Origin of the sequence: Tardiphaga sp. 862_B3_N4_1 (assembly GCF_051811085.1) — a bacterium.
Lineage (GTDB): Bacteria > Pseudomonadota > Alphaproteobacteria > Rhizobiales > Xanthobacteraceae > Tardiphaga > Tardiphaga robiniae.
In genome coordinates, this window is the sequence record NZ_JBPWQB010000001.1 from 1,202,783 (window position 1) to 1,227,854 (window position 25,072).

General features: G+C 62.4%; 22 protein-coding genes. 17 read left to right on the forward strand and 5 right to left on the reverse strand.

Going from position 1 to position 25,072, the window contains the following annotated elements:
• Positions 1–162: 162 nt before the first annotated feature.
• From AB8B02_RS05640 to ilvC, 5 genes are all read left to right on the forward strand, one after another.
• Entirely contained in the window at positions 163–1,941 is a 1,779-nt protein-coding gene (locus AB8B02_RS05640) for an acetolactate synthase 3 large subunit (RefSeq protein ID WP_175365599.1), read from the forward strand.
• A gap of 163 nt (positions 1,942–2,104) precedes the next feature.
• A complete protein-coding gene (gene ilvN / locus AB8B02_RS05645; RefSeq protein WP_068738461.1) occupies positions 2,105–2,647 on the forward strand; it encodes an acetolactate synthase small subunit in 543 nt (180 codons plus the stop codon).
• 18 nt (positions 2,648–2,665) lie between these two features.
• A complete protein-coding gene (locus AB8B02_RS05650) occupies positions 2,666–3,538 on the forward strand; it encodes an EamA family transporter (protein WP_175365598.1) in 873 nt (290 codons plus the stop codon).
• A 4-nt stretch (positions 3,539–3,542) separates the two neighbouring features.
• Positions 3,543–4,145: a LysE family translocator gene (locus AB8B02_RS05655; RefSeq protein ID WP_175365597.1), complete on the forward strand. Its 603-nt coding sequence runs from the start codon at positions 3,543–3,545 to the stop codon at positions 4,143–4,145.
• Between the two features lie 154 nt (positions 4,146–4,299).
• The gene (gene ilvC / locus AB8B02_RS05660) at positions 4,300–5,319 is read left to right on the forward strand and encodes a ketol-acid reductoisomerase (protein ID WP_089267877.1); all 1,020 of its coding nucleotides are present in this window, start codon (positions 4,300–4,302) and stop codon (positions 5,317–5,319) included.
• Positions 5,320–5,460: 141 nt separating this feature from the next.
• Here ilvC and AB8B02_RS05665 read toward each other — a convergent pair whose 3' ends face one another.
• On the reverse strand, positions 5,461–5,949 hold the full coding sequence (locus AB8B02_RS05665) for an energy transducer TonB (protein ID WP_231077549.1): 489 nt from the start codon (positions 5,947–5,949) through the stop codon (positions 5,461–5,463).
• 119 nt (positions 5,950–6,068) lie between these two features.
• On the opposite strand from AB8B02_RS05665, the gene AB8B02_RS05670 reads away from it, so the two are divergent.
• From AB8B02_RS05670 to AB8B02_RS05690, 5 genes are all read left to right on the forward strand, one after another.
• A complete protein-coding gene (locus AB8B02_RS05670; RefSeq protein ID WP_439063361.1) occupies positions 6,069–6,917 on the forward strand; it encodes an SDR family NAD(P)-dependent oxidoreductase in 849 nt (282 codons plus the stop codon).
• 73 nt (positions 6,918–6,990) lie between these two features.
• A complete protein-coding gene (locus AB8B02_RS05675) occupies positions 6,991–7,734 on the forward strand; it encodes a FadR/GntR family transcriptional regulator (protein WP_184514884.1) in 744 nt (247 codons plus the stop codon).
• Positions 7,735–7,885: 151 nt separating this feature from the next.
• A complete protein-coding gene (locus tag AB8B02_RS05680) occupies positions 7,886–9,109 on the forward strand; it encodes an ABC transporter substrate-binding protein (protein ID WP_439063362.1) in 1,224 nt (407 codons plus the stop codon).
• Between the two features lie 182 nt (positions 9,110–9,291).
• On the forward strand, positions 9,292–11,037 hold the full coding sequence (locus AB8B02_RS05685) for a sulfatase-like hydrolase/transferase (RefSeq protein ID WP_439063363.1): 1,746 nt from the start codon (positions 9,292–9,294) through the stop codon (positions 11,035–11,037).
• Between the two features lie 186 nt (positions 11,038–11,223).
• Positions 11,224–12,930 (forward strand): sulfatase-like hydrolase/transferase, encoded by a 1,707-nt coding sequence (locus AB8B02_RS05690; RefSeq protein WP_439064601.1) that lies wholly within the window; start codon positions 11,224–11,226, stop codon positions 12,928–12,930.
• Between the two features lie 65 nt (positions 12,931–12,995).
• Here the strand turns inward: AB8B02_RS05690 and AB8B02_RS05695 are convergent, their stop codons facing one another.
• Together AB8B02_RS05695 and AB8B02_RS05700 are read right to left on the reverse strand one after the other, a co-directional pair.
• On the reverse strand, positions 12,996–14,555 hold the full coding sequence (locus AB8B02_RS05695) for an ABC transporter permease/substrate-binding protein (RefSeq protein ID WP_439063364.1): 1,560 nt from the start codon (positions 14,553–14,555) through the stop codon (positions 12,996–12,998).
• Positions 14,552–15,361: an ATP-binding cassette domain-containing protein gene (locus AB8B02_RS05700; protein WP_439063365.1), complete on the reverse strand. Its 810-nt coding sequence runs from the start codon at positions 15,359–15,361 to the stop codon at positions 14,552–14,554. Before AB8B02_RS05700 ends, AB8B02_RS05695 begins: the two co-directional genes overlap by 4 nt.
• Before the next feature lie 137 nt (positions 15,362–15,498).
• On the opposite strand from AB8B02_RS05700, the gene AB8B02_RS05705 reads away from it, so the two are divergent.
• On the forward strand, positions 15,499–16,305 hold the full coding sequence (locus tag AB8B02_RS05705; RefSeq protein WP_439064602.1) for an ABC transporter ATP-binding protein: 807 nt from the start codon (positions 15,499–15,501) through the stop codon (positions 16,303–16,305).
• A complete protein-coding gene (locus AB8B02_RS05710) occupies positions 16,302–17,090 on the forward strand; it encodes an ABC transporter permease (RefSeq protein WP_439063366.1) in 789 nt (262 codons plus the stop codon). The genes AB8B02_RS05705 and AB8B02_RS05710 overlap by 4 nt, the downstream gene beginning before the upstream one ends.
• 44 nt (positions 17,091–17,134) lie before the next feature.
• Here the strand turns inward: AB8B02_RS05710 and AB8B02_RS05715 are convergent, their stop codons facing one another.
• Positions 17,135–17,596, reverse strand: a complete 462-nt coding sequence (locus AB8B02_RS05715; RefSeq protein ID WP_068738428.1) for a cupin domain-containing protein — start codon at positions 17,594–17,596, stop codon at positions 17,135–17,137.
• Between the two features lie 130 nt (positions 17,597–17,726).
• On the opposite strand from AB8B02_RS05715, the gene AB8B02_RS05720 reads away from it, so the two are divergent.
• The 3 genes from AB8B02_RS05720 to AB8B02_RS05730 all read left to right on the forward strand — a co-directional run bounded on the left by AB8B02_RS05720 (position 17,727) and on the right by AB8B02_RS05730 (position 20,540).
• Complete coding sequence (locus AB8B02_RS05720; RefSeq protein WP_439063367.1) at positions 17,727–18,782, forward strand: ABC transporter substrate-binding protein; 1,056 nt, start codon at positions 17,727–17,729, stop codon at positions 18,780–18,782.
• A gap of 9 nt (positions 18,783–18,791) precedes the next feature.
• A complete protein-coding gene (locus tag AB8B02_RS05725; protein ID WP_439063368.1) occupies positions 18,792–19,499 on the forward strand; it encodes an NUDIX hydrolase in 708 nt (235 codons plus the stop codon).
• 66 nt (positions 19,500–19,565) lie between these two features.
• The gene (locus AB8B02_RS05730) at positions 19,566–20,540 is read left to right on the forward strand and encodes a polyphosphate kinase 2 family protein (protein ID WP_309946510.1); all 975 of its coding nucleotides are present in this window, start codon (positions 19,566–19,568) and stop codon (positions 20,538–20,540) included.
• 151 nt (positions 20,541–20,691) lie between these two features.
• Here the strand turns inward: AB8B02_RS05730 and AB8B02_RS05735 are convergent, their stop codons facing one another.
• Positions 20,692–21,585 carry a dihydrodipicolinate synthase family protein gene (locus AB8B02_RS05735; RefSeq protein WP_439063369.1) on the reverse strand — a complete coding sequence of 298 codons (894 nt, stop codon included), beginning with the start codon at positions 21,583–21,585 and terminating at the stop codon, positions 20,692–20,694.
• 499 nt (positions 21,586–22,084) lie between these two features.
• Between AB8B02_RS05735 and AB8B02_RS05740 the strand changes: the two genes are divergently transcribed.
• Complete coding sequence (locus AB8B02_RS05740) at positions 22,085–23,665, forward strand: 2-isopropylmalate synthase (protein ID WP_439063370.1); 1,581 nt, start codon at positions 22,085–22,087, stop codon at positions 23,663–23,665.
• A 340-nt stretch (positions 23,666–24,005) separates the two neighbouring features.
• The gene (locus tag AB8B02_RS05745) at positions 24,006–25,007 is read left to right on the forward strand and encodes a TRAP transporter substrate-binding protein (protein ID WP_231077537.1); all 1,002 of its coding nucleotides are present in this window, start codon (positions 24,006–24,008) and stop codon (positions 25,005–25,007) included.
• Positions 25,008–25,072: the final 65 nt, after the last annotated feature.

The window sequence follows — 25,072 nt, forward strand, 5'->3', positions numbered from 1 at the left end:
GGTACCCTGGCGCACCGCCGGGGGTAGCTGACGGCTACCCACGAACCGAGCGGTGTGCACAGGGTCCTGAACGGGCCCTTTTTTATTGTCTGAACTTCAAGCTTTCCGAACCCAGCGACCATCCAGACCAAGCCGCGCCGCAGAGCGCATCCGGAGCGAACCATGAGCGACAGCAAGCCTCACGATCCCAATCAGATGACCGGCGCCGCGATGATCGTGCGCGCGCTTGCTGATCATGGCGTCAAGCACATCTTCGGCTATCCCGGTGGTGCGGTGCTGCCGATCTATGACGAGATCTACCAGCAGTCCGAAGTGGAGCACATTCTGGTCCGCCACGAGCAGGGCGCCGGTCATGCCGCCGAAGGCTATGCGCGCTCGACGGGTTTGCCGGGCGTCGTGCTGGTGACCTCGGGTCCGGGCGCCACCAATATGGTGACGCCGCTGGCCGACGCGCTGATGGATTCGATCCCGCTGGTCTGCATCACCGGACAGGTCCCGACGCATCTCATTGGTAACGACGCGTTCCAGGAATGCGACACCGTCGGCATCACGCGGCCCTGCACCAAGCACAACTGGCTGGTCCGCGACGTCAACGATCTCGCCAAGGTGCTGCATGAAGCCTTCTACGTCGCCACCACCGGCCGTCCGGGCCCGGTCGTCGTCGACGTGCCGAAGGATGTGCAGTTCGCCACCGGCACCTATCATCCGCCGCGCAAGTCGGACGTCCATATCTCCTATTCGCCGCGCGTGAAGGGTGATGCCAATGCGATCCGCAAGGCGGTGTCGCTGCTGGCGGGTGCCAAGAAGCCGATCATCTATTCCGGCGGCGGCGTCATCAATTCGGGTCTCGCGGCATCGAAGCTGCTGCGCGAGCTGGTCGAGGTCACCGGTTTCCCGATCACCTCGACGCTGATGGGCCTCGGCGCCTATCCGGCCTCCGGCCCGAACTGGCTGGGCATGCTGGGCATGCACGGCACTTACGAAGCGAACATGGCGATGCACGACTGTGACGTCATGCTGTGCGTCGGCGCGCGCTTCGACGACCGCATCACCGGACGTACGGACGCGTTCTCGCCGAACTCGAAGAAGATCCATATCGACATCGATCCGTCGTCGATCAACAAGAACATCCGCGTCGATATCCCAATCATCGGCGATTGCGGCAACGTGCTGGGCGACATCCTGCAGGTGTTCAAATCCGAGGCGAAGAAGCCTGACACCAAGGACTGGTGGAAGACCATCGCCACCTGGCGCGCGCGCAATTCGCTGGCCTATAAGACGAATAACGATGTGATCCTGCCGCAATATGCGATCCAGCGGCTGTTCGAGGCGACGCGCGGTCACGACACCTACATCACCACCGAAGTCGGCCAGCATCAGATGTGGGCGGCGCAGTTCTTCGGCTTCGAAGAGCCGCATCGCTGGATGACGTCGGGTGGTCTCGGCACTATGGGCTACGGCCTGCCGGCGGCGCTCGGCGTGCAGGTCGCGCATCCGGATTCGCTGGTCATCGATATCGGTGGCGACGCGTCGGTGCAGATGACGATGCAGGAAATGTCAGCCGCGGTTCAGCACGAACTGCCGATCAAGATCTTCATCCTCAACAATCAGTATATGGGCATGGTGCGCCAGTGGCAGCAGCTGCTGCATGGCAACCGGCTGTCGCATTCGTACTCGGAAGCACTGCCTGATTTCGTCAAGCTGGCGGAAGCCTATGGCGGCGTCGGCTTCCAGTGCAGCAAGCCCGGCGATCTCGACGGCGCGCTGCAGGAGATGATCAAGGTGAAGAAGCCGGTGCTGTTCGACTGCCGCGTTGCCGCGCTGGAAAACTGCTTCCCGATGATCCCGTCCGGCAAGGCGCATAACGAAATGCTGCTGCCGCTGGAAGCCAATGATGAAGCCACCGCCGCGGCCTTCGCCGGCGGCAAGGCGCTGGTGTGATGCAGATAACACAGGCCCTCATCCTGAGGAGCCGCACTCTTGTGCGGCGTCTCGAAGGATGAGTGTCCAAGCTCATGGTTCGAGACGCGCGAAGCCGCGCTCCTCACCATGAGGGATGTAACATCGTGGCGAAAGCCAAACGAGACTTCGACAGGAAACGACAATGGAACAGCCTGCCTCCGCCTATTTCATGGAAGAGCGTCACGATCCCAACGAGACGCATACGCTGACGGTGCTCGTCGCCAATGAGCCCGGCGTGCTCGCGCGCGTCATCGGTCTTTTCTCCGGCCGCGGCTACAACATCGAAAGTCTCACGGTGTCGGAGACCGAGAGCCACAAGCATGTCTCGCGCATCACCATCGTCACCACGGGCACGCCGATGGTGATCACGCAGATCAAGCATCAGCTCGATCGCATGATCCCGGTGCATCGCGTGGTCGACATGACGCTGACCGGCCGCTCCATCGAGCGTGAGCTTGCCATGGTGAAGTTGCGCGGCACCGGCGAGCATCGCGTCGAAGCGTTACGTTTGGCCGAAGCGTTCCGCGCGCGCGTCATCGACGCCACCATCGAGAGCTTCGTGTTCGAGATCACCGGCAATACCGGCAAGATCAACCAGTTTATCGACCTGATGCGGCCGCTTGGCCTCGTCGAGATCTCGCGCACCGGCGTTGCCGCCATCAGCCGCGGACCGGAGGGGATGTAGCCTCCACGCATCGCAGTCATGAAACCTCTCGACATCGCGTTGGCCGTCGCAGTGGCCGTGATCTGGGGCGTCGGCTTCGTGCTGACCCGGATGGCGGTCGACGAAATGTCGTCGACGCTGCTCACCACGCTGCGCTTCGGCATCACGGCACTGCCGTGCCTGTTCCTGCCGAAGCCGAAGCTATCATGGCTGCTGATCGTCGCCACCAGCTGGCTCTTGGTGGCGCAATTCCTGGCGCAGACCTATGGCATGGCGCATGGCGTGCCGGCGGGGTTGACCTCGGTGATCGTGCAGAGCCAGGCGTTGTTCACGGTGGGCGCCGCAGCGCTGTTCCTGCGGGAATTGCCGACCCGGCAGCAGGTCGCGGGTATCGCCATCGCCATGGGCGGACTGCTGATGATCTGCTTCACGGTCGGCTATGACTTCAGCGTGTTTCCTTTCATGGTGCTGATGACCGCGCCGGTGAGCTTTGCGTTCTCCAATCTGCTGCTGCGGCGCGCGCAGGGCGTGCCGATGCTCGACCTGTTCGCCTGGATCAGTCTTGTCGCGCTGCTGCCGCTGCTGGTGGTGCTGTTCGGTGTCGATGGCGCGAGCACGACGTGGCAGTCGCTCACGCATGTCTCGCTGAAGGCCTTCGCCTGCGTGCTGTTCCTCGCGCTGGTCGGCACCACGCTGGGCTACTGGATCTGGGGCCGGCTGCTGCGTGACTATTCCGCGGCGCAGGTCGTGCCATTCGCGCTGCTGGTGCCCTTCATCGGGGCGGCTGCGTCGAGCGTCACGTTCGGCGAGCAGTTTGGATCACTGCGGCTCGCCGGTATGATCGTCGTCGTCTGCGGCATCGCCGTGATGCTGCTGTCGAAGCGCCCACCCACGCTTGTCGAGGTGGTCTGAGGTCATGTCGCAGCAACTCTTGTTCGCCTTCATCGTGTTCGCCATCGTGATGTTCTTCACGCCAGGCCCGAACAACATCATGCTGCTCGCGTCGGGGCTTAATTTTGGCTTTCGTCGTACGCTGCCGCATGTCTTCGGCGTCACCGTCGGCTTTGCTTTCATGGTCGCCGTCACGGGCCTCGGATTGGGGGCGGTCTTCACCTCCTATCCGGTGCTGCACACCGTCCTGAAATATGCCGGCGCGGCGTATCTCGTCTATCTCGCCTTTGCGATCGGGATGTCCGGTCCGCCGAGCCCCGGTGACGCCGAGCGGCGCCGGCCGATGACGTTTTTCGGCGCAGCGCTGTTTCAATGGGTCAACGTCAAGGGCTGGGTGATGGTGATCGGCACCATCACCGCCTATGCGGCGATTGCGAACTATCCCTGGAACATCCTGCTGCAGGTCGCCCTGTCGCTGCTGCTCGGGTTCGTCTCCTGCGTCACTTGGGTGCTGTGCGGCACCTCGCTGCAATCGCTGGTAAAATCGCCTGGCGCGGTCCGGGCGTTCAATATCGTCATGGGGCTGCTGCTGCTGGCCTCCCTGTATCCGGTGCTGGTCGAGCTATGAGCCCGACGCGCAGCGTAAAATCACCGCCGCGGGCTTGTCTCGCGGCACCCGTCGCCCTAGAAACCGGCGGCAATTCATGGTCTTCGGCCATTCGGCTTGAGACCGGTTCGAACGGGCAGCTTTGAAATATAGTTGCTGAAGAGAGGAAATACCCATGCGAGTTTATTACGATCGCGACGCCGACCTGAACCTGATCAAGGGCAAGAAGGTCTGCATCGTCGGCTATGGCAGCCAGGGCCATGCCCATGCGCTGAACCTCAAGGACTCTGGCGTCAAGGACGTGGTCATTGCGCTGCGCAAGGGCTCGGCCACCGCGAAGAAGGCGGAAGCCGCCGGCTTCAAGGTGATGGAAGTCGCCGAGGCCGCCAAGTGGGCCGACCTGATGATGATGCTGACCCCCGACGAATTGCAGGGCGACATCTATCGCGACCACATGCATGACAACATGAAGAAGGGCGCAGCGCTCGTCTTCGCGCACGGCCTCAACGTGCACTTCAACCTGCTTGATCCGCGTGAAGATCTCGACGTGCTGATGATCGCACCGAAGGGTCCAGGCCACACCGTGCGTTCGGAATATCAGCGCGGCGGCGGCGTGCCCTGCCTGATCGCGGTTCACAAGGACGTTTCGGGCAACGCCCATGACCTCGGCCTGAGCTACGCTTCGGCAGTGGGTGGTGGCCGCGCCGGCATCATCGAGACCTCGTTCAAGGAAGAGTGCGAAACCGATCTGTTCGGCGAACAGGCCGTTCTCTGCGGCGGCACCGTCGAATTGATCCGCGCCGGCTTCGAGACGCTGGTGGAAGCCGGCTACGCGCCGGAAATGGCTTACTTCGAGTGCCTGCACGAACTGAAGCTGATCGTCGACCTGATCTATGAAGGCGGCATCGCCAACATGAATTACTCGATCTCCAACACCGCCGAATACGGCGAATACGTCACCGGCCCGCGCATCGTCACCTCGGAGACCAAGGCCGAGATGAAGCGCGTGCTGACCGACATTCAGTCCGGCAAGTTCGCCCGCGACTGGATGCTGGAAAACAAGGTCAACCAGGCCTCGTTCAAGGCGACCCGTCAGCGCAACAACGCGCATCCGATCGAGGAAGTGGGCGCCAAGCTCCGCGACATGATGCCGTGGATCAAGGAAAAGGCGCTGGTCGACAAGACCAAGAACTAAGCGCTTCGCTTAGGCGCAGCTATGATGGGACCGCGGCAACGCGGTCCCGTTTCTTTTGAAATGTACAATGCGTGATGAGCTCACCGAAATGGCCAGCCCGCAAAGTCCGCGCCAGGTATTTGCCACATGCTATCCGGGAGTTCACGTGCCATGCAGGCGCGCGGCTCTGCCGCCATGGGAGGACGGGCCCGAATAGGCTATCGGCACGCCGACCGCCAGAACCGCTTTAGGGTATATCGATGGCAGTGGCGCGAATGGGCCGGCCATCCGCACAACGGCGAGAGCTGCACCGTCAAGTTCGGTGTTTCCAGAACTCCTTAAGACGGTAGCCTCGACCACCCGACCACTGCGGTTCACCGCAAGACAGACGACCACACGTCCGCGAAGTCCCGCCTCGGCAAGCCGCTTTGCCGTTCGCATGATCCGCGCGGTTGTGTGCTGCCGCCATGCGCGCATGGCCGGACTCGCGGTCATGGCTTCGGGGCCAGTTGTCGGTGCAATCTGCGCTTCCGCACTCGTTGCCATTGCGGCGAGCAACACGGCGACGCCGATTGCTCGCCGCATGGTCATATTGAGTCCTTTGCTCTGCTTCGTGTGGTTGGCCGGGGTTGAGGCAAAAACAGGAAGCATGTCGAGCCCTTGAGATTGGATGACGGAAGCCAATAGATGAGTGATATCATATTGCGCCCACTTTCTTCCATTTTCTGGGTACTGAGACAACCTTCGCACCATGTCGAGCAGGTCACCGCATGAATGCTATTGTTATCACCGGCGTCTCCACGGGCATCGGCCACGCCACGGCGAAGCTTCTACTCGCGCGCGGTTTTCGCGTATTCGGCAGTGTCCGCAGGCAGGCCGATGCCGAGCGCTTGCAAGTCGAGTTCGGCACGAACTTCATCCCGCTGCTGTTCGATGTGACCGATGAGGCCGCTGTGTTGGCCGCCGCTGTCCAAGTTCGCGCCGCGCTGAACGGCGAGACGCTTGCAGGGCTCGTCAACAATGCCGGCGTTGCGGTGCCGGGCGCGCTGCTCGATCTGGCGGTGGACGAGTTTCGCCAGCAGATCGAGATCAATGTGATGGGGCCGGTGATCGTCACCAAGGCCTTCGCGCCGCTGCTCGGCGCCGATCCGGCAATGACGGGCGCGCCCGGGCGCATCGTGATGATGAGTTCGGTGTCCGGACAGTTCGGCAATCCACTGCTGTCGCCCTATAGCGCGTCGAAATTCGCACTGGAAGGATTGGCCGAGAGCCTGCGGCGCGAATTCATGCTGTTCGGCATCGACGTGCTGGTGATCGCGCCGGGGGCCGTGCGCACGCCGATCTGGGACAAGGCCGACGCCATCGATATGGCGCGCTTCGATGCGTCGCCGTTTCTGCCGGCGCTAACGAAGCTGCGCGAGATGCTGATGAAGCTGGCGAAGAACGGGCTGCCGCCGGAGACGATCGGCGAGCTGGTTCATCAGGCGTTGACCAGGCCCAACCCGAAAGTGCGCGTGGTGGCATCGCCGCAGCCGGTTCAGACTTGGATCGCCGGTTGGCTGCCGCGGCGCTGGCTGGACGGCATTATGGCGAAGCAGTTGGGATTACGGCCCAAATAGCGGGGCCATTTGTCGCCTCGACAGGGCGGCTAAAATTGGCTAACTGGTACTACCAGATTGGTAGGGTCAGTCCATGCTCGCTGCGGTCAGCACTGATACGTCCGACGCCGTTCGGAAAACGCTCCAATTCGTTCGGCACCACCGGCTGTCGAAGGGCGACCGGCTGCCGTCCGAGCGGGACCTGTCTGAGCGGTTCGGGGTGACGCGCAGTTCGGTTCGCGAGGCACTGGCGGTGCTCGATGCCATGCGCATCACCGAGCGGAAGCCCAAATCCGGCATCTATCTGCGCAATACGCTGGAGGACAGCGGCCTCGATGCACTGGTGCTGCAGGCCGATCTGGGTGTCACGTTCGATGCGCAGGTGACGCGCGATGCTATCGAGGCGCGGATCATCTGCGAGGAGCAGGCGTTCCGGCTCGCTTGCCAGCGCCGCACCGATGCCGATCTCTCAAAGCTGCACGGACTGCTGGACACCTATGCGGCGCTGGCCGCCAACGGCCGCAACATGGCCGACGAAGACGTTGAGTTTCATCTTGCCGTGGCTGCCGCGAGCCAGAACCGCATTCTCGTGCGCACGATTACGCCTTTGATGCTGATGAGCACGCGCGGGCGTCGCCGTTATTTCGAGTCGGCGGCGCTACGCCAGCGCTCGCTCGACGATCACCGCGCATTCGTCGCCGCCATAGCAGCGCGTGACGAAGTCGCTGTCACCGCGCTCGTCCATAGCCATGTGCAGATCGCTGCCGCCGACATTCAGGCGCTGGCTGATCAGGCCGCGACCGACCTCGATCATTCCGACACCGACCGCAAGGACTGAGGTTCACGAACAACACACGCACCTGACGAGCCGCTCGACAATCCCGACCAACGGGAAGGCTCGGATCGAATACGGCAACGGCCGTAGCGGCACCACCGCACGCACTGGAAACGCAAAAGAAGGACGTATGATGCGTATGAAGACAACTGCCATGACTGCAACTTCGATGGCCGCTTGGGCGGTCGCCGTCGCGATGGTCGCAAGCCCGGCGCTGGCGCAGAAGAAGTATGGCCCCGGCGCCAGCGATACCGAAATCAAGATCGGCAACACCGTGCCCTATAGCGGCCCGGCGTCTGCTTACGGCATTCTCGGGAAGTCCTATGCCGCCTATTTCAAGAAGATCAATGACGAGGGCGGCATCAACGGCCGCAAGATCGTCTTCATCTCCTATGACGACGCCTATTCGCCGCCGAAGACCGTGGAGCAGACCCGCAAGCTGGTCGAGAGCGACGAGGTGATGGCGATCGTCGGCAATGTCGGCACCGCCGCGAATGCCGCGATCCAGAAATACGTCAATGCCAAGAAGACGCCGCAACTGTTTCTCGCGACCGGCGCCACCCGCTGGAACGATCCGAAGCAGTTTCCATGGACCATGGGTTGGCTGCCGAGCTACCACGCCGAAGCTGCGGCCTATGCGAAGTATCTTCTGAAGGAGAAGCCGGATGCCAAGATCGGCGTGCTCTATCAGAACGACGATTTCGGCAAGGACTATCTGAAGGGACTGAAGGAAGGTTTCGGCGACAAGGCGGCGTCAAGGATCGTGGCTGAAGCGAGCTACGAGGTTTCCGAGCCGACCATCGACTCGCAGATCGTCAAGCTGAAGGCCGCCGGCGTCGATACGCTGTTCTCCTTTGCTGTCGGAAAATTCGCCGCACAGTCGATCAAGAAAGTCGCCGAGCTCGGCTGGAAGCCGCTGCACATCGTGCCGAATGCGAGTTCGTCGGTGGGCAGCGTGATCCGTCCGGCAGGCTTCGAGAATGCGCAGGACGTTTTGTCCGCGACCTTCGCCAAGGATCCGACCGATCCGCAGTGGAAGGACGATCCGGGCATGCAGAAGTTCTACGCCTATGTCGAGAAGTACATTCCGGAAGGCAAGCCGATGGAGAGCACCGTGCTGTCCGGCTACAGCATCGCCCAGACCATGGTCGAGGCGCTGAAGCAGTGCGGCGACGATCTCACCCATGAGAACCTGATGAAGCAGGCCGCCAACCTGAAGAACGTGCAGCTCGACGGACTGCTGCCGGGCGTGACCGTCAATACCAGCCTGACCGACTTCTCGCCCATCGACCAGTTCCAGATGATGAGCTTCAAGGGCGAGCGCTGGCAGCGCTTCGGCGAGATCATCAAGGGCGAGACGCCGACCGCAGTGCGGTAGAGGCGAGGGATGACGACGGCAGGCGGCGCCCGGACCGGCACCGCCTGCGTCGAAAGGTTCATTGTCCGTTCATGACGCCTGTATTACGATTTTGTGACATTCCGCAGGGTCCGGTCGCGGTGTGAGCCGGCTGGCCGTTGCCAGACAAGGTAGTTTTCTTGCCGGGTGTTCGCAGGCAAGTCATGCTGCCGTCGCCGATCTCAGTCTCCCCGGCGCAAGCCGGCCGCCGCTTCAGGGAGCGAATGGCGGCGGCCTGGCAGTATGTTCGGCACTGGCCGCTGCGCACGGCGCTGATCGCTGCGATCCATACGCTCGCGATCTATGTTCTCGCCTCGGTCGAATACGGCCCGTTCGCCACCACGCTGGCGCTGTTCACCTGGGGTTTGCTGAATTTCCTGTTCCTCGCGCTGTTCAAGCGGCCCGGCGTCAGCGCGGTGCTGTCGCTGCTGCTGGTCACGGCGCTGATCGTGCTGTCGCAGTTCAAATTCGGCATCACGCAGCTCACGCTGACCTTTCTCGATTTCCTGATCATCGATCGTGATACGATCTCCTTCCTGCATTCGATCTTCCCGCAGCTGCGGACCTGGCTGCTGATCGCCGCCGCCGTCGCGCTGCCGATCCTTTGGCTGATCTGGCGCGCCGATCCGTTCCGACTGCGCCGCCGCACGGCTCTGGCCTGCGCGGGCGTCTGCATGGTCGGAATCGTCGGTCTGTCGGCAGCCAATCCCGAAAAGCCATGGGAGCCGTTCCAGGGCGTCAATCACATTTCCAATCTGGCGCGTTCGGGCGTGGTTTCGGTCTCGCATCTGACCGCGACCGGCTGGATCGAGGCGGATTCCAAGAGCCTCGTCAGCTCCGCGCAGGCGTCGCCGATGACCACCTGCGAGCCGGGCGTGAAGCGGCCGAATATCGTGATGGTGCTCGACGAGTCGTCCTTCGACGTGTCCGCGGCCCCCGGCATCAAGGTGCCGGCGGGCTATCATGATTACTTCAAGTCTGCCGATGGCCAGCAGCGCGCGCTGATCACCGAGTCCAGCGGCGGGCCGACGTGGTACACCGAGTTCAATATCTTCACCGGACTGTCTGCGCGCTCTTTCGGTGCGCTGAAATTCTATGTGACGCGTATCGCTGCCGGAAAGATCTCGCGCGGCCTGCCGCAGGCGCTGCAGCGCTGCGGCTACAAGACCTTCTCGCTGTATCCGACCTACGGAAATTTCCTCAGCGCGCGCAGCTTCCAAGAGGGCGCAGGCATCGACGGCTTCATCGACATGGCGGCGATGGGTGTCAGCGAAGACATGCAGCCCGACAGGTTCTATTTCGATCAGGCCAGGGACCTCATCGCGCGCGAGAGCAAGACCGACCAGCCGGTCTTCGTGCTGGTCTATCTCACCGCCAATCACTTCCCGTGGACCACGACCTATCGCGACGACCTGACGCCGGCCGGCTGGCAGGCGCCGGGCAATACGGCGGAGGTGGATGAGTATATCCGCCGTCAGGCGATGACGGCTGCGGACTACAAGGCCTTCGTCGCGCAGCTGCAGAAGGATCATCCGGCCGAGCCGTTCCTTCTGGTGCGGTTCGGCGATCACCAGCCGGCAATCGCGCAGAAACTGCTGGAGCCTGATCTGGCCCAGCCGAGGCGCGCCGACCGGATCATGACGCATGATGTCAGATACTATACGACCTATTACGCCATCGACGCGCTGAACTACCGGCCCGAACTGTCATCGGCGCTGCCGGTGCTGGATGCTGCCTATCTGCCGTTGATGGTGCAAGAAGCCGCGCGGGTGCCGCTCGATCCATCCTTTGTCGAGCAGAAGAAGATCATGCTTCGCTGCAAGGGCGTGTTCTATGGCTGCAAGGGCGGCGATGAAGCCAGCCGTTTCAATCGCTGGCTGATCGATGCGGGGCTGATCAAGGATCTCTGACCCGGCCGGCTGCAGCAGTGAGGGCAGTCTGCTGGTTCCGTCGATCCCGTTCGGGCCAAGGTCATTGCCCGTTCATGACGATTACATTACAAATTAATGACATATCGCAGTTTCCGGCTGCGACATGCGCCCTCTGGCCGTCGCCAGCCCAGGCCCGAGGCCTCGCCGGTGGTGTTGCGTGCCGCCATGGCGCCTCCGCTCAATCCAGTACCCAGCGTCTCGTCAACTGCTGTGGCCGCGCCGACCAGCGTGTGGCGGCTGTTGGCCGTGGCTGCGTCGCATTTCGGCGCGCTGCTGGTGATGGTCCAGACCGAGACCGATCTGGTGGGTCGGATCGGCTTCGTGCTGGCCTGGGCCATCCTCAACTTCTTCTGGATCGCGCTCTTGCGCCGCCCCGCGCTGTCGGGGGCGCTGTCGCTGACCCTGGTCGTCATCCTCGTGCTGCTGTCGCGGCTGAAGCACGACGTGGTGCAGATGACCGCGAACTTCGTCGACCTGATGGTGATCGACCGCGATACCGCAGCCTTCCTGTTCACGATCTTTCCGAACCTGCGCTGGTCCGCCATCGGCGCTGCCGTGGTGGTGCTGCCGCTGATGTATGCGCTGTGGTGGCTCGATCCGTTCCGCATTCGACGGCTGCCGGCGCTCGCCGCGCTGACGGCTTGCCTCGCCGCATTGACGGGATATGCGTTGGCCTGGCCGGATGAAGCCTGGCGCGGCTATTACGATGACGGCTATCTGTCGAAATTCGCGCGCTCCGGCGTTACCGCGGTGTCGGACTTCAGCAGCTACGGTTTCATGGAGTCCGACGCGGTCATCACCGAGCGGCTGAAGTTGCCGCTGGAGGATTCCTGCCATCCGGCGGGACGTCGTCCGCACATCATCATGGTGCATGACGAGTCGTCCTTCGACATCCGTCAGGCCGCCGGCGTGAAGACGCCGAAAGGCTATGGCAGCCACTTCAATTCATGGGATGGCAAGGCACGCAAATTTCTCGCCGAGAGCAATGGCGGGCCGAGCTGGTTCACCGAATACAACGTATTGGCCGGACTCTCGTCGCGCTCGTTCGGGCCGTTCTCCTATTTCGTCACGCGGATCGCTTCGGGCCGCGTCGAGCGCGGATTGCCACTGGCGCTGCGCCGCTGTGGCTACAGCACTATCTCGCTCTATCCGGCCTTCGGCGCCTTCATGAGCGCGCGCAGCTTCCAGACCACCACCGGCGTCGAGCGCTTCTATGACGCCAAGGATCTTGGTGCCAAGGGCGTCGAGCCCGACAGCTTCTTCTACGATTCAGCGGCGCGCCTGATGGCCGAGCAGCCGCCGACCAATCCGCTGTTCATGTTCGTCTATCTCGCCGCCAATCACTTTCCGTGGGAGACCAAATTTCGCCCAGACATGACGCCGGGCTGGCGTGCGCCCGGCAATGTGCCGGTGGTTGATGAATATCTGCGCCGGCAAGCGATGAGCGTCGATCATTATAGCGCGTTCGTCGCGAAGCTGAAGAAGCAGTTTCCAGCGCAGCCGTTCCTGATCGTACGCTATGGCGATCATCAGCCGGAATTCGCGCCGGGCATTCTCGATCCCAACATGGATGAAGCGGGCCTCGGCAAGAAGCTGCAGAGCTACGACCCGCGCTACTACGCGACCTACTACGCCATCGACGCGATCAATTTCGAACCGGTGAAGAGCGCGACGGTGATGGACACGATCGACGGGCCGTATCTGCCGCTGGTCATTCAGGAGGCCGCGGGCATTCCGCTGGACCCGTCCTTCGAGGAGCAAAAGAAGATCATGCTTCGCTGCAAGGGTATGTTCTATGCCTGCAAGGACGGCGCGGAAGCGCGGCGGTTCAATCGGCTGCTGATCGACGCGGGGATGATCAAGAATTTGTAGTCGCTCTTTCTTCTCCTCTCCCCCGCGAAGCGAAGCTTCGCAAAGGGGAGAGGGGAAGAGAAGTGTCACTTCTTCCCGATCTTTTCCCACATCCACCGGGCCACACTCTCCGGCGAACTCGTCGCATCATTGCCTGCCGCGCGCAGGTTTGCCTCGCGCATAAGCGGCAGATCGATCTTGCCGAGCAGTGGCTCCAATGCGCTGCGCAGCTTCTCGTCACCCGCGTGCTTCGGCGCCAGCAGCATGATCGCGTCATAGGGCGGGATCGCATGTTTGGGATCGTCCAGCACCACGAGATCGTATTTCGCGATCAGCCCGTCGCTGGTGTAGCCGGCGATGACATCGACCTCGCCGGAGGCGACGGCGGCATACATGAAATCGGGCTGCATGGTGCGCTGGGCCTTGAACGACAGGCCATAGGCTGCCTTCAGCCCCGACCATTCCGGCCGCGAGAAGAATTCGTAGTCGCCGGCGATGGTCATATTACTGCTCAGCGCCGCGAGATCGGCTGCGGTCTTGATCCCCAGCATCTCCGCCTTCGTACGCGGCATCACCAGCGCATAGGCATTGGCGAAACCGAGTTCGCCGAACAGCGTGATGCCTTGTTTGGCCAGCGTCGTCTTCAGCTCGGTCAGCAACTGTTCGCGCGGCAGGATCTCGCTGCGGTGAAACTGGTTGGCCCACAGCGTGCCGGAATAATCGATGTAGACATCGATATCGCCGGAGGCCAGCGCATCGTAGATCACGCTGGAGCCGAGACCCTGCCGCGTCGTGGCGGGCAGGCTGGCCGCCTGCAGGCGCTGCGACATCAGCGCGGCCAGCACATATTGTTCGGTGAAAGTCTTGGCGCCGACCACGATGCGTGTGCCGGAGCGGGCGAATGACGGCGCGAGTGTGACGAGCACCAGCGCAGCGATACCGAGCACGCCGATGGCAGTGCGGATGCGGCTGCGCCGGCGGATGCCGGTCTCGATCAGCGCCAGCAATTGATCGACGGCCAGCGCGAGGATTGCAGCGGCGACGCAGCCGAAGATCACCAGCACCCAGTTCTGCGTCTGCAATCCTGCAAAAATGTAGTTGCCGAGACTGGTCTGGCCGATCGGCGTGGACAGCGTCGCGGTGCCGATGACCCACACCGCCGAGGTGCGGATGCCGGCCATGATGACTGGCAATGCCAGCGGCAATTCGACCATGGTCAGCGATTGCCGCGGTGTCATGCCGACGCCTTGCGCGGCTTCGGTGAGCGCGGGATCGACGCCGTTCAATCCCGTGATGGTGTTACGCAATACCGGCAGCATCGAATACAGCGCCAGCGCCAGCACGGCCGGCAGGAAGCCGAAGGCCGAGAAGCTGACGCCGAGATATTGCAGCGACAGCGCCGCAAGCGCGAGCAATAGGGGATAGAACAAAGCCAGCAGTGCCAGGCCCGGCACTGTCTGCACGATGCTGGCCGCACCGAGCAGCGCGCTGCGCATCACGGGCCGGTGCCGCGCGATGATGGCCAGCGGCAGGCTGATGACGAGGCCGAGCGCCAGCGCGGCGAGGCTGACGCGCACGTGGCTGCCGAGATAGTCCGGCAGATGCCCGAGCGCGTCGCTCCAGCGCGGATCGGTGAACAGGCTCATGTCGCGCCGCCTTGGGGCGCCGCGCCATCCTTCGGCAGCAGCATCTGAAGTCGTTTCGCCTGCCGGCGCGGCGTACCCAGCAACTCGCCGACATAGGGATCGGTGCTTTCGGACAAATCAGTGGGCGTGCCCTCCGCGAGCAGTTTGCCGGACTGCATCACCGCGATCCGGTCCGCGAGCAGGATCGCCTCCGTCATGTCATGGGTGATCATGATGGTGGTGAGGCCGAGGCTGCAATGTAGCGCGCGGTAGTCGTCGCCAAGCGCATCGCGGGTCAGCGGATCGAGCGCGCCGAACGGTTCATCCATCAGCACGATGCGCGGCTTCGCAGCCAGCGCCCGCGCGACACCGACGCGCTGGCGCTGACCGCCGGAGAGTTCGTGCGGGAAGCGGTCGCGATGCTGCTTGCGGTCAAGGCGCACGAGATCGAGCAATTCATCGACGCGATCCGCGATGTCCCTGGCGGGAGTGCCCAGCAGTCTGGGCGTGATGCCGATATTGTCGGCTATGCTCATATGCGGAAACAACCCGCCGCTCTGGAACACGTAGCCGATGCGCCGGCGCAGTTCGATGGGATCGACCTGCGCGACGTCCTCGCCGGCGATGGTGATGTGTCCCGTGTCCGGTGCGATCAGCCGGTTGGCCAGCCGCATCAGCGTGGTCTTGCCAGAGCCGGAGCCGCCGACGACCGCGAGGAACTCGCCCTCGGCAACATCGAGCGAGACGTTGTCGACGGCTTTGATGGCACCGCCGTCGAAGCTCTTGCTGACATGCTGAAAGGCGATCAGGGGGGCAGCGGAGGTCATGTCCCGGACTATCACAGCCGTGGCAACCCACCAAGCTCGGCCCAGACGTTGAATTGTCTGCCCTGCAGCGCTAAGCCAGTCCCGGAACAAAAACACTCTGGGGGACGCGCGTGCAGGCAGGTGAGGCCGCGGCATCGATGGCGGTGGCGCTTGATGACGCGACGGTGGCGTTCGGTATTGCCGACAACCGCGTCTATACGGCGGTAGAGAAGGCGACGCTCCGGGTCGCGGATGGCGAGTTCGTTGCCATCGTCGGGCCGACCGGCTGTGGCAAATCTACACTGCTCAATGTCGCTGCCGGTCTGCTGGCGCCAGCCTCCGGTGCTGTCCGGATTTTCGGTCAGCCGCTGGGCGGACTGAACGCACAGGCGGGCTACCTGTTTCAGGCCGATGCGCTGTTTCCCTGGAAGACCGCCCTCGACAATGTCGCCATCGGACTGGAGATCGCGGGCATAGCACGCGACGCGGCGTTGGCGCGGGCGCAGGAGTGGTTGACCTCGGTCGGTCTCGGTGCGTTTTCGGGGCGCTATCCGCATATGCTGTCGGGCGGCCAGCGCAAGCGCGTCGGTCTTGCGCAGGTGCTGATCCGCAATCCGAAAATCCTGCTGATGGATGAGCCGTTCGGGCCGCTTGACGCGCAGACCCGGCAGGTGATGGGCAACCTGTTGCTGGATCTGTGGAGCAGGGATCGCAAGGCGGTGCTGTTCGTCACCCACGATCTCGAAGAGGCGATCGCGCTGGCGGACCGCGTCGTCATCATGTCGGCGGGGCCTGGTTCGCGCATCATCGGCGACTGGAAAGTGCCGTTGCCGCGGCCGCGCGATATTTTCGAAGTGCGGCTCGACAAGGAGTTTCACGCGCTTCATCGCGAGATCTGGAGCGTACTGAAGGACGAAGTGATGAAGGGCTACGCGCAGTCCGCTGGTATGGGAGCCGCGTCATGACGCGTCCCGTGCTGCTGCTGTGTCAGGTGCTCGTCGCCGTGGTCGTCATCGGGCTGTGGCACCTGCTCACCACCGTGCCGGTGTTCGGCCGCATCCTGCTGCCGCCGTTTTTCTTCTCCAACCCCTGGGATGTCGGCAGCCAGATCTATAGCTGGTTCGCTAGCGGCATTATCTGGAAGCATCTCGGCATCACACTGCTGGAATCCGTGCTGGCCTTTGTGATCGGCTCGACGCTGGGCGTGCTGATCGGCTTCTGGTTTGCGCGCCAGCCGCGTCTCGCAGCGATCTTCGATCCTTATGTGAAGATGGCCAATGCGCTGCCGCGCGTGGTGCTGGCGCCGATCTTCGCGCTGTGGCTCGGGCTCGGCATCTGGTCAAAAGTCGCGCTCGGCGTCACGCTGGTGTTCTTCATCGTATTCTTCAACGTCTATCAGGGCGTCAAGGAAGTCTCGCCCACGGTGCTCGCCAATGGCCGCATGCTGGGCATGAGCGAGCGGCAGTTGATGCGCCATGTGTTCTGGCCGTCGGCGCTGTCATGGATGTTCTCGTCGCTGCATACCGCAGTGGGCTTTGCCGTCGTCGGCGCCGTGGTCGGCGAATATCTCGGCTCCGCGGCGGGGCTTGGCTATGTCATCCAGCAGGCGGAGGGTACGTTCGATGTGGCCGGCGTGTTCGCGGGCATGTTTGTGCTATCGGCCTTTGTGATCGCCATCGATATTCTCGTGACGATGGTCGAGAAGCGCTTGCTGGTGTGGAAGCCGGTGGCGAGCGACGGGCGGAGCTGAGACGATTCCCCCGCCCCGCAAGCGGGGCGAGGTTAGCCCGTGGCTTACGGCAGCGGCTTGGTGTCGTCCGGCGCCTGTGGCGGGGTCTTGATGGCGATGGCGCGGAACGGCTTGCCGTCCGGCTTGGTGCCGCCATGGGGCGTACCCTTCGGGATGATGATGAGGTCGCCGGCCTTGACCTGAACTTCCTTGTCGCCGAGCCAGACGGTGCCGGTGCCTTCGAGGATGTACTGGATCTCGTTGGTGTTGGGATGCATGTGCTTTACCACATTGCCGTCCTGCACCGAGATGGTGGCGCCATCGGCCTGCATGAACATCTTGGAGCGGAAGCCGGTGGGCGAGGCCGGGCCGAGTGCGTCGCCGACGAGTTCGGGGACGTGGATGACCTGGGCGGTGATGTTTTCCGCAGCCTGTGCCGGCGTGATGCCCTCGGGCACGAGATGCGTGATGAGACAACCGGCGGCGAAGGCTGCGGTGATCGAGAGTGTCGCAGTGATGCGCTTCATGAACGTTCCCCCTGGATGACAATGATTTGCCGCGCGGATGCTATGTCGCGGAATGTGCGTTGACCAGTGCCGGCTTTCCAACCGGCGGAGGCTCCTCTATCCTCCGCGCCTGATAGCAGCGGAGGAAATAATGACAACAAACATAAAAACCGGCTTGAGCCGTTTATTCCCCACACGTCTTTTCCTTGCGAGCCTTTTGTCGCTGTTTCTCGTTCATCCCGCTGCAGCGCAAACCAAAGTGACCATCGCCATCGGCGGCGGGGCGTGCCTGTGCTATCTGCCGACCGTGCTGGCCAAGCAGCTCGGCGAATACGAGAAGGCGGGTCTCGCGGTCGAACTGGTCGATCTCAAGGGCGGCTCCGATGCACTGAAGGCGGTGCTCGGCGGCAGCGCCGATGTGGTCTCCGGCTATTTCGATCATTGCGTCAATCTCGCCGCCAAGAAGCAGGAGCTGCAATCCTTCGTCGTCTACGACCGCTATCCCGGTCTCGTGCTGGTGGTGTCGCCGAAGCACACCGGCAAGATCACGTCGATCAAGGATCTCGCCGGCAAGAAAGTCGGCGTCAGCGCGCCGGGCTCGTCGACAGACTTCTTCCTGAAGTATCAGCTCAAGAAAAACGGTCTCGATCCGGCTGGCACCGCCGTGATCGGCGTGGGCCTCGGCGCGACCGCGGTGGCGGCGATGGAGCAGGGGCAGATCGAAGCCGCCGTCATGCTCGACCCTGCCGTCACCGTGCTGCAAGGCAGCCACAAAGACCTCACGATTCTCAGCGATACCCGGACGCAGAAGGACACGCTGGCGGTGTTCTCCGGCGAATATCCCGGTGGCGCGCTGTATTCGACGACCGCATGGGTCAAGGGACACGAGAAGGAAGTGCAGGGGCTGACCAACGCGATCATGAACACGCTGAAGTGGATCCACAGTCATACGCCGGAAAAGATCATGGCGAAGATGCCGGAAGGTATCGTCGGCAAGGACAAGGAGCTCTATCTCGCGGCGCTCAAAAACACGCTCCCGATGTATTCGGAGACGGGGCTGATGGATCCGAAGGGCGCGGCTGCCGTGCTCGCCGTGTTCAGCGAGGGCTCGCCCGAGGTGGCCAAGGCCAATATCGATGTCAGCAAGACCTACACGAATAAATATGTCGAGCAGTTCGCCAAGACGACGGGGACGAATGCGAAGTAGGTTCTGCGCATGATGACGCCGGTCATTCACCGCGTCACGCAACTCGACCTCACACGCAGCGATTGGCAGTGGCCATTCGCGCGTGAGCGGCGTGAGGAGATCGACGCTCACTTCGCAAGCAAGCGCGCCGAGAAGCCGCAACTGTTCAATGGGCGCGTGTTGCTGGCGCGCAATGCGCAGTTCACTGGCAACCAATTTAGCGCGGACTATTTCGAGACCGATTTTGCGAGCTTTCTGGCGTGGCGGGATTGGCGCTGTCCCGATCCGGATGTGTTCAACGGATTTGGCATGGGTGCGCTGCGTGCCAGCGACGGCGCCTTCGTGCTCGGCGAGATGGGGCAGCATACATCCAATGCCGGACGCATCTATTTTGCGGCGGGCACGCCTGATCTGGACGACCTGCGCGGCGACGTCGTCGATATCGCGGGCAGTGTGACCCGTGAAGTCGAGGAAGAGCTCGGTCTGACGGAAGCCGATTACCGGGCCGACGCTGGTTGGTCCTGCGTCGTGACGGATTTCTCGGTGGCGATGATGCGTCTTCTGGATGCGGATCAGCCGGGTGAGACGCTGCGCAGCACCATCGAAGCCAATCTTGCCGGTCAGGCGTCGCCTGAGCTGAGCGGAATTCGTCTGGTGCGCAGCGAAGCTGACTTCACCCCGACGATGCCGCTGTTTGTGACAGCGTTTATGACAGCGCAGCTGATGCCAGCGACGTGATCTGCTGGTATTGCCGGGATCGGCACGCTACGCTTGCAATCCCCGTGTCCCGGAGTTGCCGATCTCATGTCTGCCAAGCCAGTTGTGTCCGCGTTGAAGTCCTATATCGAGCCGTATCGGGTCGACGGTTCGAAAGCTTTCCACCTCAAGGCGCATGACACCAATGGCAGCGGCGGGCTGCACAAGGAAACCGGCAAGAAGATCATCGAGGCCAACCGCCGCCGGCTGCAGGAGCTGCAGGAGAAGCTCTATGCGCAGGATCGCTGGTCGCTGCTGCTGATCTTCCAGGGCATGGACGCCGCCGGCAAGGACAGCGCCATCGAGAGCGTGTTCGACGGCATCAATCCGCAGGGCTGCGAGGTGCATTCGTTCAAGACGCCGTCGTCGAACGAGCTCGATCATGATTTCATGTGGCGTCACACCATCGCGCTGCCACAGCGCGGCCGCATCGGCATCTTCAATCGCTCTTACTACGAGGAATGTCTCGTGGTGCGCGTGCATCCGGAGATTCTAGCCAAGCAGAAGATCCCGGCGGAGCTGGTGACAAAAGATATCTGGCGCGAGCGCTTCGAGGACATCACCGCCTTCGAAAAGTATCTGGCGCGCAACGGCACCGTGGTGCTGAAGTTCTTTCTCAACGTCTCCAAGGAAGAGCAGCGCGAGCGCTTCCTCGATCGTCTCGAGCAGCCGGCCAAGAACTGGAAGTTCTCATCGGCCGATATCGCCGAGCGCGCGTTGTGGGACAAGTATCAGGAGGCCTATGAGGACCTGATCAAGCATACGTCCTGCGAGGAAGCGCCATGGCATGTGGTGCCGGCGGATCGCAAATGGTTCTCGCGTGTAGTGATCGGCTCGGCCATCGTCAACGCGCTGGAGAAACTGGACCTGCACTTTCCGACCGTGGACGGCGAGGCGAAGAAGGACTTTACGCTGATCCGCGAGGCGCTGGAGAAGGAAGGGCCGCCGCGGGAAGGCAAGCCTGTGGTGAAGAAGGTCGCGAAGAAGAAGGTGGCCAAGAAGAAGGTGGCGAAGAAAACGTGATATTTTCTGGCTGTCATCCCCGCGAAGGCGGGGATCCATACACGCCGAAGAGGCCGTTCGTACGTTGTCGTTGCGACTTTGCCGTTTTGATTAGTTCGACCGTGGCTATGGGTCCCCGCCTTCGCGGGGACGACAGCTACGGCGGGCTAGTTTAACTCAACTTCAATTCCTTCAACACCGCGGCGACCTTGTCCTGCGCCGCGTCATTCAATGGCAGCACCGGGCGCGGTGGCTTCGCATCCGTCAGCCCCATCTGCTCCGCAGCCGCATACATCACGCGCAGGCTGGAAAACTGCTTGAACAGATCCCACAGCGGCTGCATCGCGCCGTTGAGGCGGCGCGCTTCGTCGGCATTGCCGGCCTGCGCTGCGCGGGTGATGGCCAGACAACTCTTTGGAAACAGGCCCGCCGCCACGCAATACCAGGCATCGCCGCCGGCCAGCAGCGTCTCCATCGAATTCCAGTCACCGGCATAGCCGACGGAGAAGCCTGATGGCACAGCGGCACGCATTTGCTTCAGGTGATCCGCGGCGAGGCTGGCTTCGGGCGAGGTGCCCTTGACGGCGACGACGCCGGGAATACGTGCGATGCGGCCGACCAGGTCGGGCGTGAACTTGAAATGCGTGGTGGCGAAATTGTCGTAGATGACGATCGGCAGTTTGCTCTCGCCGGCAACCACTTTGAAGTGCTCGAACACCTCGTCCTCGGTGAGCGGCGTGTAGGACACCGGCGCGAGCAGGCCGGCGGCTGCGCCGGCCGCCTTGGCGTCGCGGGCGAGTTCGATCGTCTCGTCGGTACGCAGTGCGCCGATGCCGACCAGCACGGGGACACGGCCGTTCACCTCCGCAATGGCGGCTTCAGTGGCACGCCGACGCTCGTCACGGCTGAGAAACGGATACGATCCGGTGCTGCCCAGGAGCCCGATGGAATCGACCTTGGCGGTCGCCAGCGGCGCCACCAGCCGCCGTAGCGCGGGCGTATCGACCCTGCCATTCGTATTCATCGGCGTGATCGGGAAAGCGGATAATCCCCTAGCGAAAGTCATCGTCCTGTCCTCGCAATTGCCGTTCGGTCTTAGGGCAAAAGGATGGCTGCGAAAACGTCCAGTTGGCGATGTTCTGGCTAGGCCAGTCGGCCACGCGCCCGAGCTTCTCCCAGGAGGATTTAGGTCAGTCTTCCTGACCCTCTTAGCCGTTGCAGGGCCCCGCATTTGTCGTCTAGAACGACCTTAGGCCTCGTCGGCAACGAACCATCAAGGGTTTTCCTTGAAACTGGTTTTGGCCGAGGATCTGGGCCTGAAGGTGTGGCAATGCTGATTCGCAGCGACATGGTTGGAGTTTCCGGGGGAGTGGCTGTTGCCGCTGGTCCCGACGCGATTCCGGCTGCGCTGCGCTCGAACCTCCTTCTTGGCGGGCTGCTTCTGCTTATCTGCCCCTGAGCGCCGTCTGGGCCGTTTGGCCTGGGTACTCAGGGGATCATGACATTCAGAACCATCAGCTCCCTCTGGCGCCCAGACAGATGCGCCCCGACCTAAGGAATATCTCATGACTTCGACCACCCCGTCCGTTCAGGACAAGTCCGACAAGGACCGCGTCATCATTTTCGACACCACCTTGCGCGACGGCGAGCAGTGTCCCGGCGCCACCATGACCTTCGAGGAAAAGCTGGAGATCGCCGCGATGCTCGACACCATGGGTGTCGACGTCATTGAGGCCGGCTTCCCGATCGCTTCCGACGGCGACTTCGAAGCCGTCAACGAGATTGCCAAGCGCACCAAGAATGCCGTGGTCTGCGGCCTGTCCCGCGCCGGCCAGAAGGACATCGACCGCTGCGCCGAGGCGATCCGTCCCGCCAAGCGCGGCCGCATCCATTCCTTCCTGTCCACCTCGCCGGTGCACATGAAGTACAAGCTGCAGATGGAGCCGGATGCCGTCCATGATCTGGTGATCTCGTCGGTGACCCGTGCCCGCAACCATACCGATGACGTCGAATGGTCGTCGGAAGACGGCACCCGCACCGAATTCGATTTCCTGTGCCGCTGCGTCGAGTCGGCGATCAAGGCCGGCGCGACCACCATCAATATCCCCGACACCGTCGGCTATTCGGTGCCCGAGGAATATTACGACCTGTTCAAGCGCGTGCGCGAGAACGTGCCGAATTCCGACAAGGCGATCTTCTCGGTTCACTGCCACAATGACCTCGGCATGGCCGTCGCCAATTCGATGGCCGGCATCCGCGGCGGCGCGCGGCAGGTCGAATGCACCATCAATGGCATCGGCGAGCGTGCCGGCAATGCTGCGCTGGAAGAGATCGTGATGGCGATGAAGGTGCGCAATGACAAATTGCCGTACTGGAACAACATCGACACCACGATGCTGATGCGCGCGTCGAAGGAAGTCTCGGCTGCGACCTCGTTTCCGGTGCAGTACAACAAGGCGATCGTCGGCCGTAACGCCTTCGCGCATGAGAGCGGCATCCATCAGGACGGCATGTTGAAGAACGCGCAGACCTACGAGATCATGCTGCCGGAGACGGTGGGCGTGAAGCAGACCTCGCTGGTGATGGGCAAGCATTCCGGCCGCCATGCCTTCATCCACAAGCTGGAGGAGATGGGCTATAAGCTGGGTCAGAACCAGCTGGAAGACGCCTTCGTGCGCTTCAAGGCCCTGGCCGATCGCAAGAAGGACATCTACGACGAGGATCTGGAAGCGCTGGTCGATCAGGAAATGACTGCCGCCCACGACCGCATCAAGCTGGTGTCGCTGACGGTGATCGCTGGCACCCACGGTCCGCAGCGCGCGACGATGAAGCTGAACATCGACGGCGTGGTGAAGATCGAGGAGGCCGAGGGCAATGGCCCGGTCGATGCGGTGTTCAACTGCATCAAGGCGCTGGTGCCGCACGAGGCCAAGCTGGAACTGTATCAGGTCCATGCCGTCACCGAAGGCACCGACGCGCAGGCGGAAGTGTCGGTGCGTCTGGCCCATGAAGGCCGCTCCATGACCTCGCGCGCCGCCGATCCGGATACGCTGGTCGCTTCGGCCAAGGCCTATCTCGGCGGGCTGAACAAGATCGTCATGAAGCGCGCGCGCGACATGCCGGCAGCGGTTGCTGCCGCGAGCTGATCTGGGATAACCTCTCCCCGCTCTGCGCGGGGAGAGGTCGCGCGCTCTTACGCGCGGGTGAGGGGCGGTTCGTTGTCCTCTCATCCCTCACTTACTGACGGGTCGCACCCGCACGATTCCCCACGCTGTTAGGCCATTGCCTCGCCCCTCACCCCGCCCCTCTCCCCGTGCAGAACGGGGAGAGGGAGCAGGCGCTCCGCGTTTTGCGTTGCAGCATCGATTTCATGTTGCACCCCTGCGAACGGGCAATGGTGTTTGCGCATTGATCTCTATATTGCTGCAACTGGCATACAAGCGGGAGCCGCTCAATGAGCTCCCACGTCATTACGGGGAGAAACACATGCGCAAATTGATTTTCGCAGCAGCATCGGTTGCCGCGCTTGCATTGATAGGACCGGCCGCCGCGCAGGCGCCTATCATCATCAAATTCAGCCATGTCGTCGCGCCGAACACGCCGAAGGGCCTCGCTGCGGAGAAGTTCAAGGAACTCGCCGAGAAATACACCGACGGCAAGGTCAAGGTCGAAGTCTATCCGAACTCGCAGCTCTACAAGGACAAGGAAGAGCTGGAAGCCTTGCAGCTCGGCGCGGTGCAAATGCTGGCGCCGTCGAACTCGAAGTTCGGGCCGATCGGCGTCAAGGAGTTCGAGGTTTTCGATCTTCCCTACATCCTTCCGGACCTCGCCACCCTGCGCAAGGTGACTGACGGCCCGCTCGGCGCGAAACTGCTCAAGCTGCTGGATTCCAAAGGCATGACCGGCCTTGCCTATTGGGACAACGGCTTCAAGCAGATGACCGCGAACAAGAAGTTGCTCACTCCCGCGGACTACAAAGGTATGAAGTTCCGCATCCAGTCGTCAAAGGTGCTGGAAGCTCAATTCCGCACGCTTGGCGCGATTCCGCAGGTGATGGCGTTCTCGGAAGTGTACCAGGCGCTGCAGACGGGCGTGGTCGATGGTCAGGAGAATACGCCGTCGAACATCTACACCCAGAAAATGCATGAGGTGCAGAAGTACACCACGCTGACCAACCACGGTTACATCGGTTACGTGGTGGTGGTGAACAAGAAATTCTGGGATGGCATTCCGGCGGATACTCGCGGCCTTCTGGAAAAGGCCATGAAGGAAGCCACCGCCTATGGCAACGGCCAGTCGGCGAAGGAAAACGACGACGCACTCGCCGAGATGAAGAAGAGCGGCAAGACCGAATTTGTTACACTGACGCCGGAGCAAGATGCCGGCATGCGCAAGGCGGTGGAGTCGGTTTATACCGATGTAGCAGGCCGGGTAGGCAAGCCACTGATCGACGAATTTCTCAAGGAAACGCGCGGCGCCACCAACTAGGATTGACGATGTGAGCTTCCGCGCCCTCGGGTGCGGAAGCCACTGACGCCCCGGGGGCCGCAGTT

Coding starts and splice junctions, on each gene's coding strand:
- AB8B02_RS05685 (WP_439063363.1), top strand. CDS start 9,292: ATGCTGCCGTCGCCGATCTCAGTCTCCCCGGCGCAAGCCGGCCGCCGC.
- ilvC (WP_089267877.1), top strand. CDS start 4,300: ATGCGAGTTTATTACGATCGCGACGCCGACCTGAACCTGATCAAGGGC.
- AB8B02_RS05725 (WP_439063368.1), top strand. CDS start 18,792: ATGATGACGCCGGTCATTCACCGCGTCACGCAACTCGACCTCACACGC.
- AB8B02_RS05745 (WP_231077537.1), top strand. CDS start 24,006: ATGCGCAAATTGATTTTCGCAGCAGCATCGGTTGCCGCGCTTGCATTG.
- AB8B02_RS05640 (WP_175365599.1), top strand. CDS start 163: ATGAGCGACAGCAAGCCTCACGATCCCAATCAGATGACCGGCGCCGCG.
- AB8B02_RS05695 (WP_439063364.1), bottom strand. CDS start 14,555: ATGAGCCTGTTCACCGATCCGCGCTGGAGCGACGCGCTCGGGCATCTG.
- AB8B02_RS05700 (WP_439063365.1), bottom strand. CDS start 15,361: ATGACCTCCGCTGCCCCCCTGATCGCCTTTCAGCATGTCAGCAAGAGC.
- AB8B02_RS05690 (WP_439064601.1), top strand. CDS start 11,224: ATGGCGCCTCCGCTCAATCCAGTACCCAGCGTCTCGTCAACTGCTGTG.
- AB8B02_RS05730 (WP_309946510.1), top strand. CDS start 19,566: ATGTCTGCCAAGCCAGTTGTGTCCGCGTTGAAGTCCTATATCGAGCCG.
- AB8B02_RS05740 (WP_439063370.1), top strand. CDS start 22,085: ATGACTTCGACCACCCCGTCCGTTCAGGACAAGTCCGACAAGGACCGC.
- ilvN (WP_068738461.1), top strand. CDS start 2,105: ATGGAACAGCCTGCCTCCGCCTATTTCATGGAAGAGCGTCACGATCCC.
- AB8B02_RS05720 (WP_439063367.1), top strand. CDS start 17,727: ATGACAACAAACATAAAAACCGGCTTGAGCCGTTTATTCCCCACACGT.
- AB8B02_RS05735 (WP_439063369.1), bottom strand. CDS start 21,585: ATGACTTTCGCTAGGGGATTATCCGCTTTCCCGATCACGCCGATGAAT.
- AB8B02_RS05670 (WP_439063361.1), top strand. CDS start 6,069: ATGAATGCTATTGTTATCACCGGCGTCTCCACGGGCATCGGCCACGCC.
- AB8B02_RS05665 (WP_231077549.1), bottom strand. CDS start 5,949: ATGCTTCCTGTTTTTGCCTCAACCCCGGCCAACCACACGAAGCAGAGC.
- AB8B02_RS05705 (WP_439064602.1), top strand. CDS start 15,499: ATGGCGGTGGCGCTTGATGACGCGACGGTGGCGTTCGGTATTGCCGAC.
- AB8B02_RS05675 (WP_184514884.1), top strand. CDS start 6,991: ATGCTCGCTGCGGTCAGCACTGATACGTCCGACGCCGTTCGGAAAACG.
- AB8B02_RS05650 (WP_175365598.1), top strand. CDS start 2,666: ATGAAACCTCTCGACATCGCGTTGGCCGTCGCAGTGGCCGTGATCTGG.
- AB8B02_RS05680 (WP_439063362.1), top strand. CDS start 7,886: ATGACTGCAACTTCGATGGCCGCTTGGGCGGTCGCCGTCGCGATGGTC.
- AB8B02_RS05655 (WP_175365597.1), top strand. CDS start 3,543: ATGTCGCAGCAACTCTTGTTCGCCTTCATCGTGTTCGCCATCGTGATG.
- AB8B02_RS05710 (WP_439063366.1), top strand. CDS start 16,302: ATGACGCGTCCCGTGCTGCTGCTGTGTCAGGTGCTCGTCGCCGTGGTC.
- AB8B02_RS05715 (WP_068738428.1), bottom strand. CDS start 17,596: ATGAAGCGCATCACTGCGACACTCTCGATCACCGCAGCCTTCGCCGCC.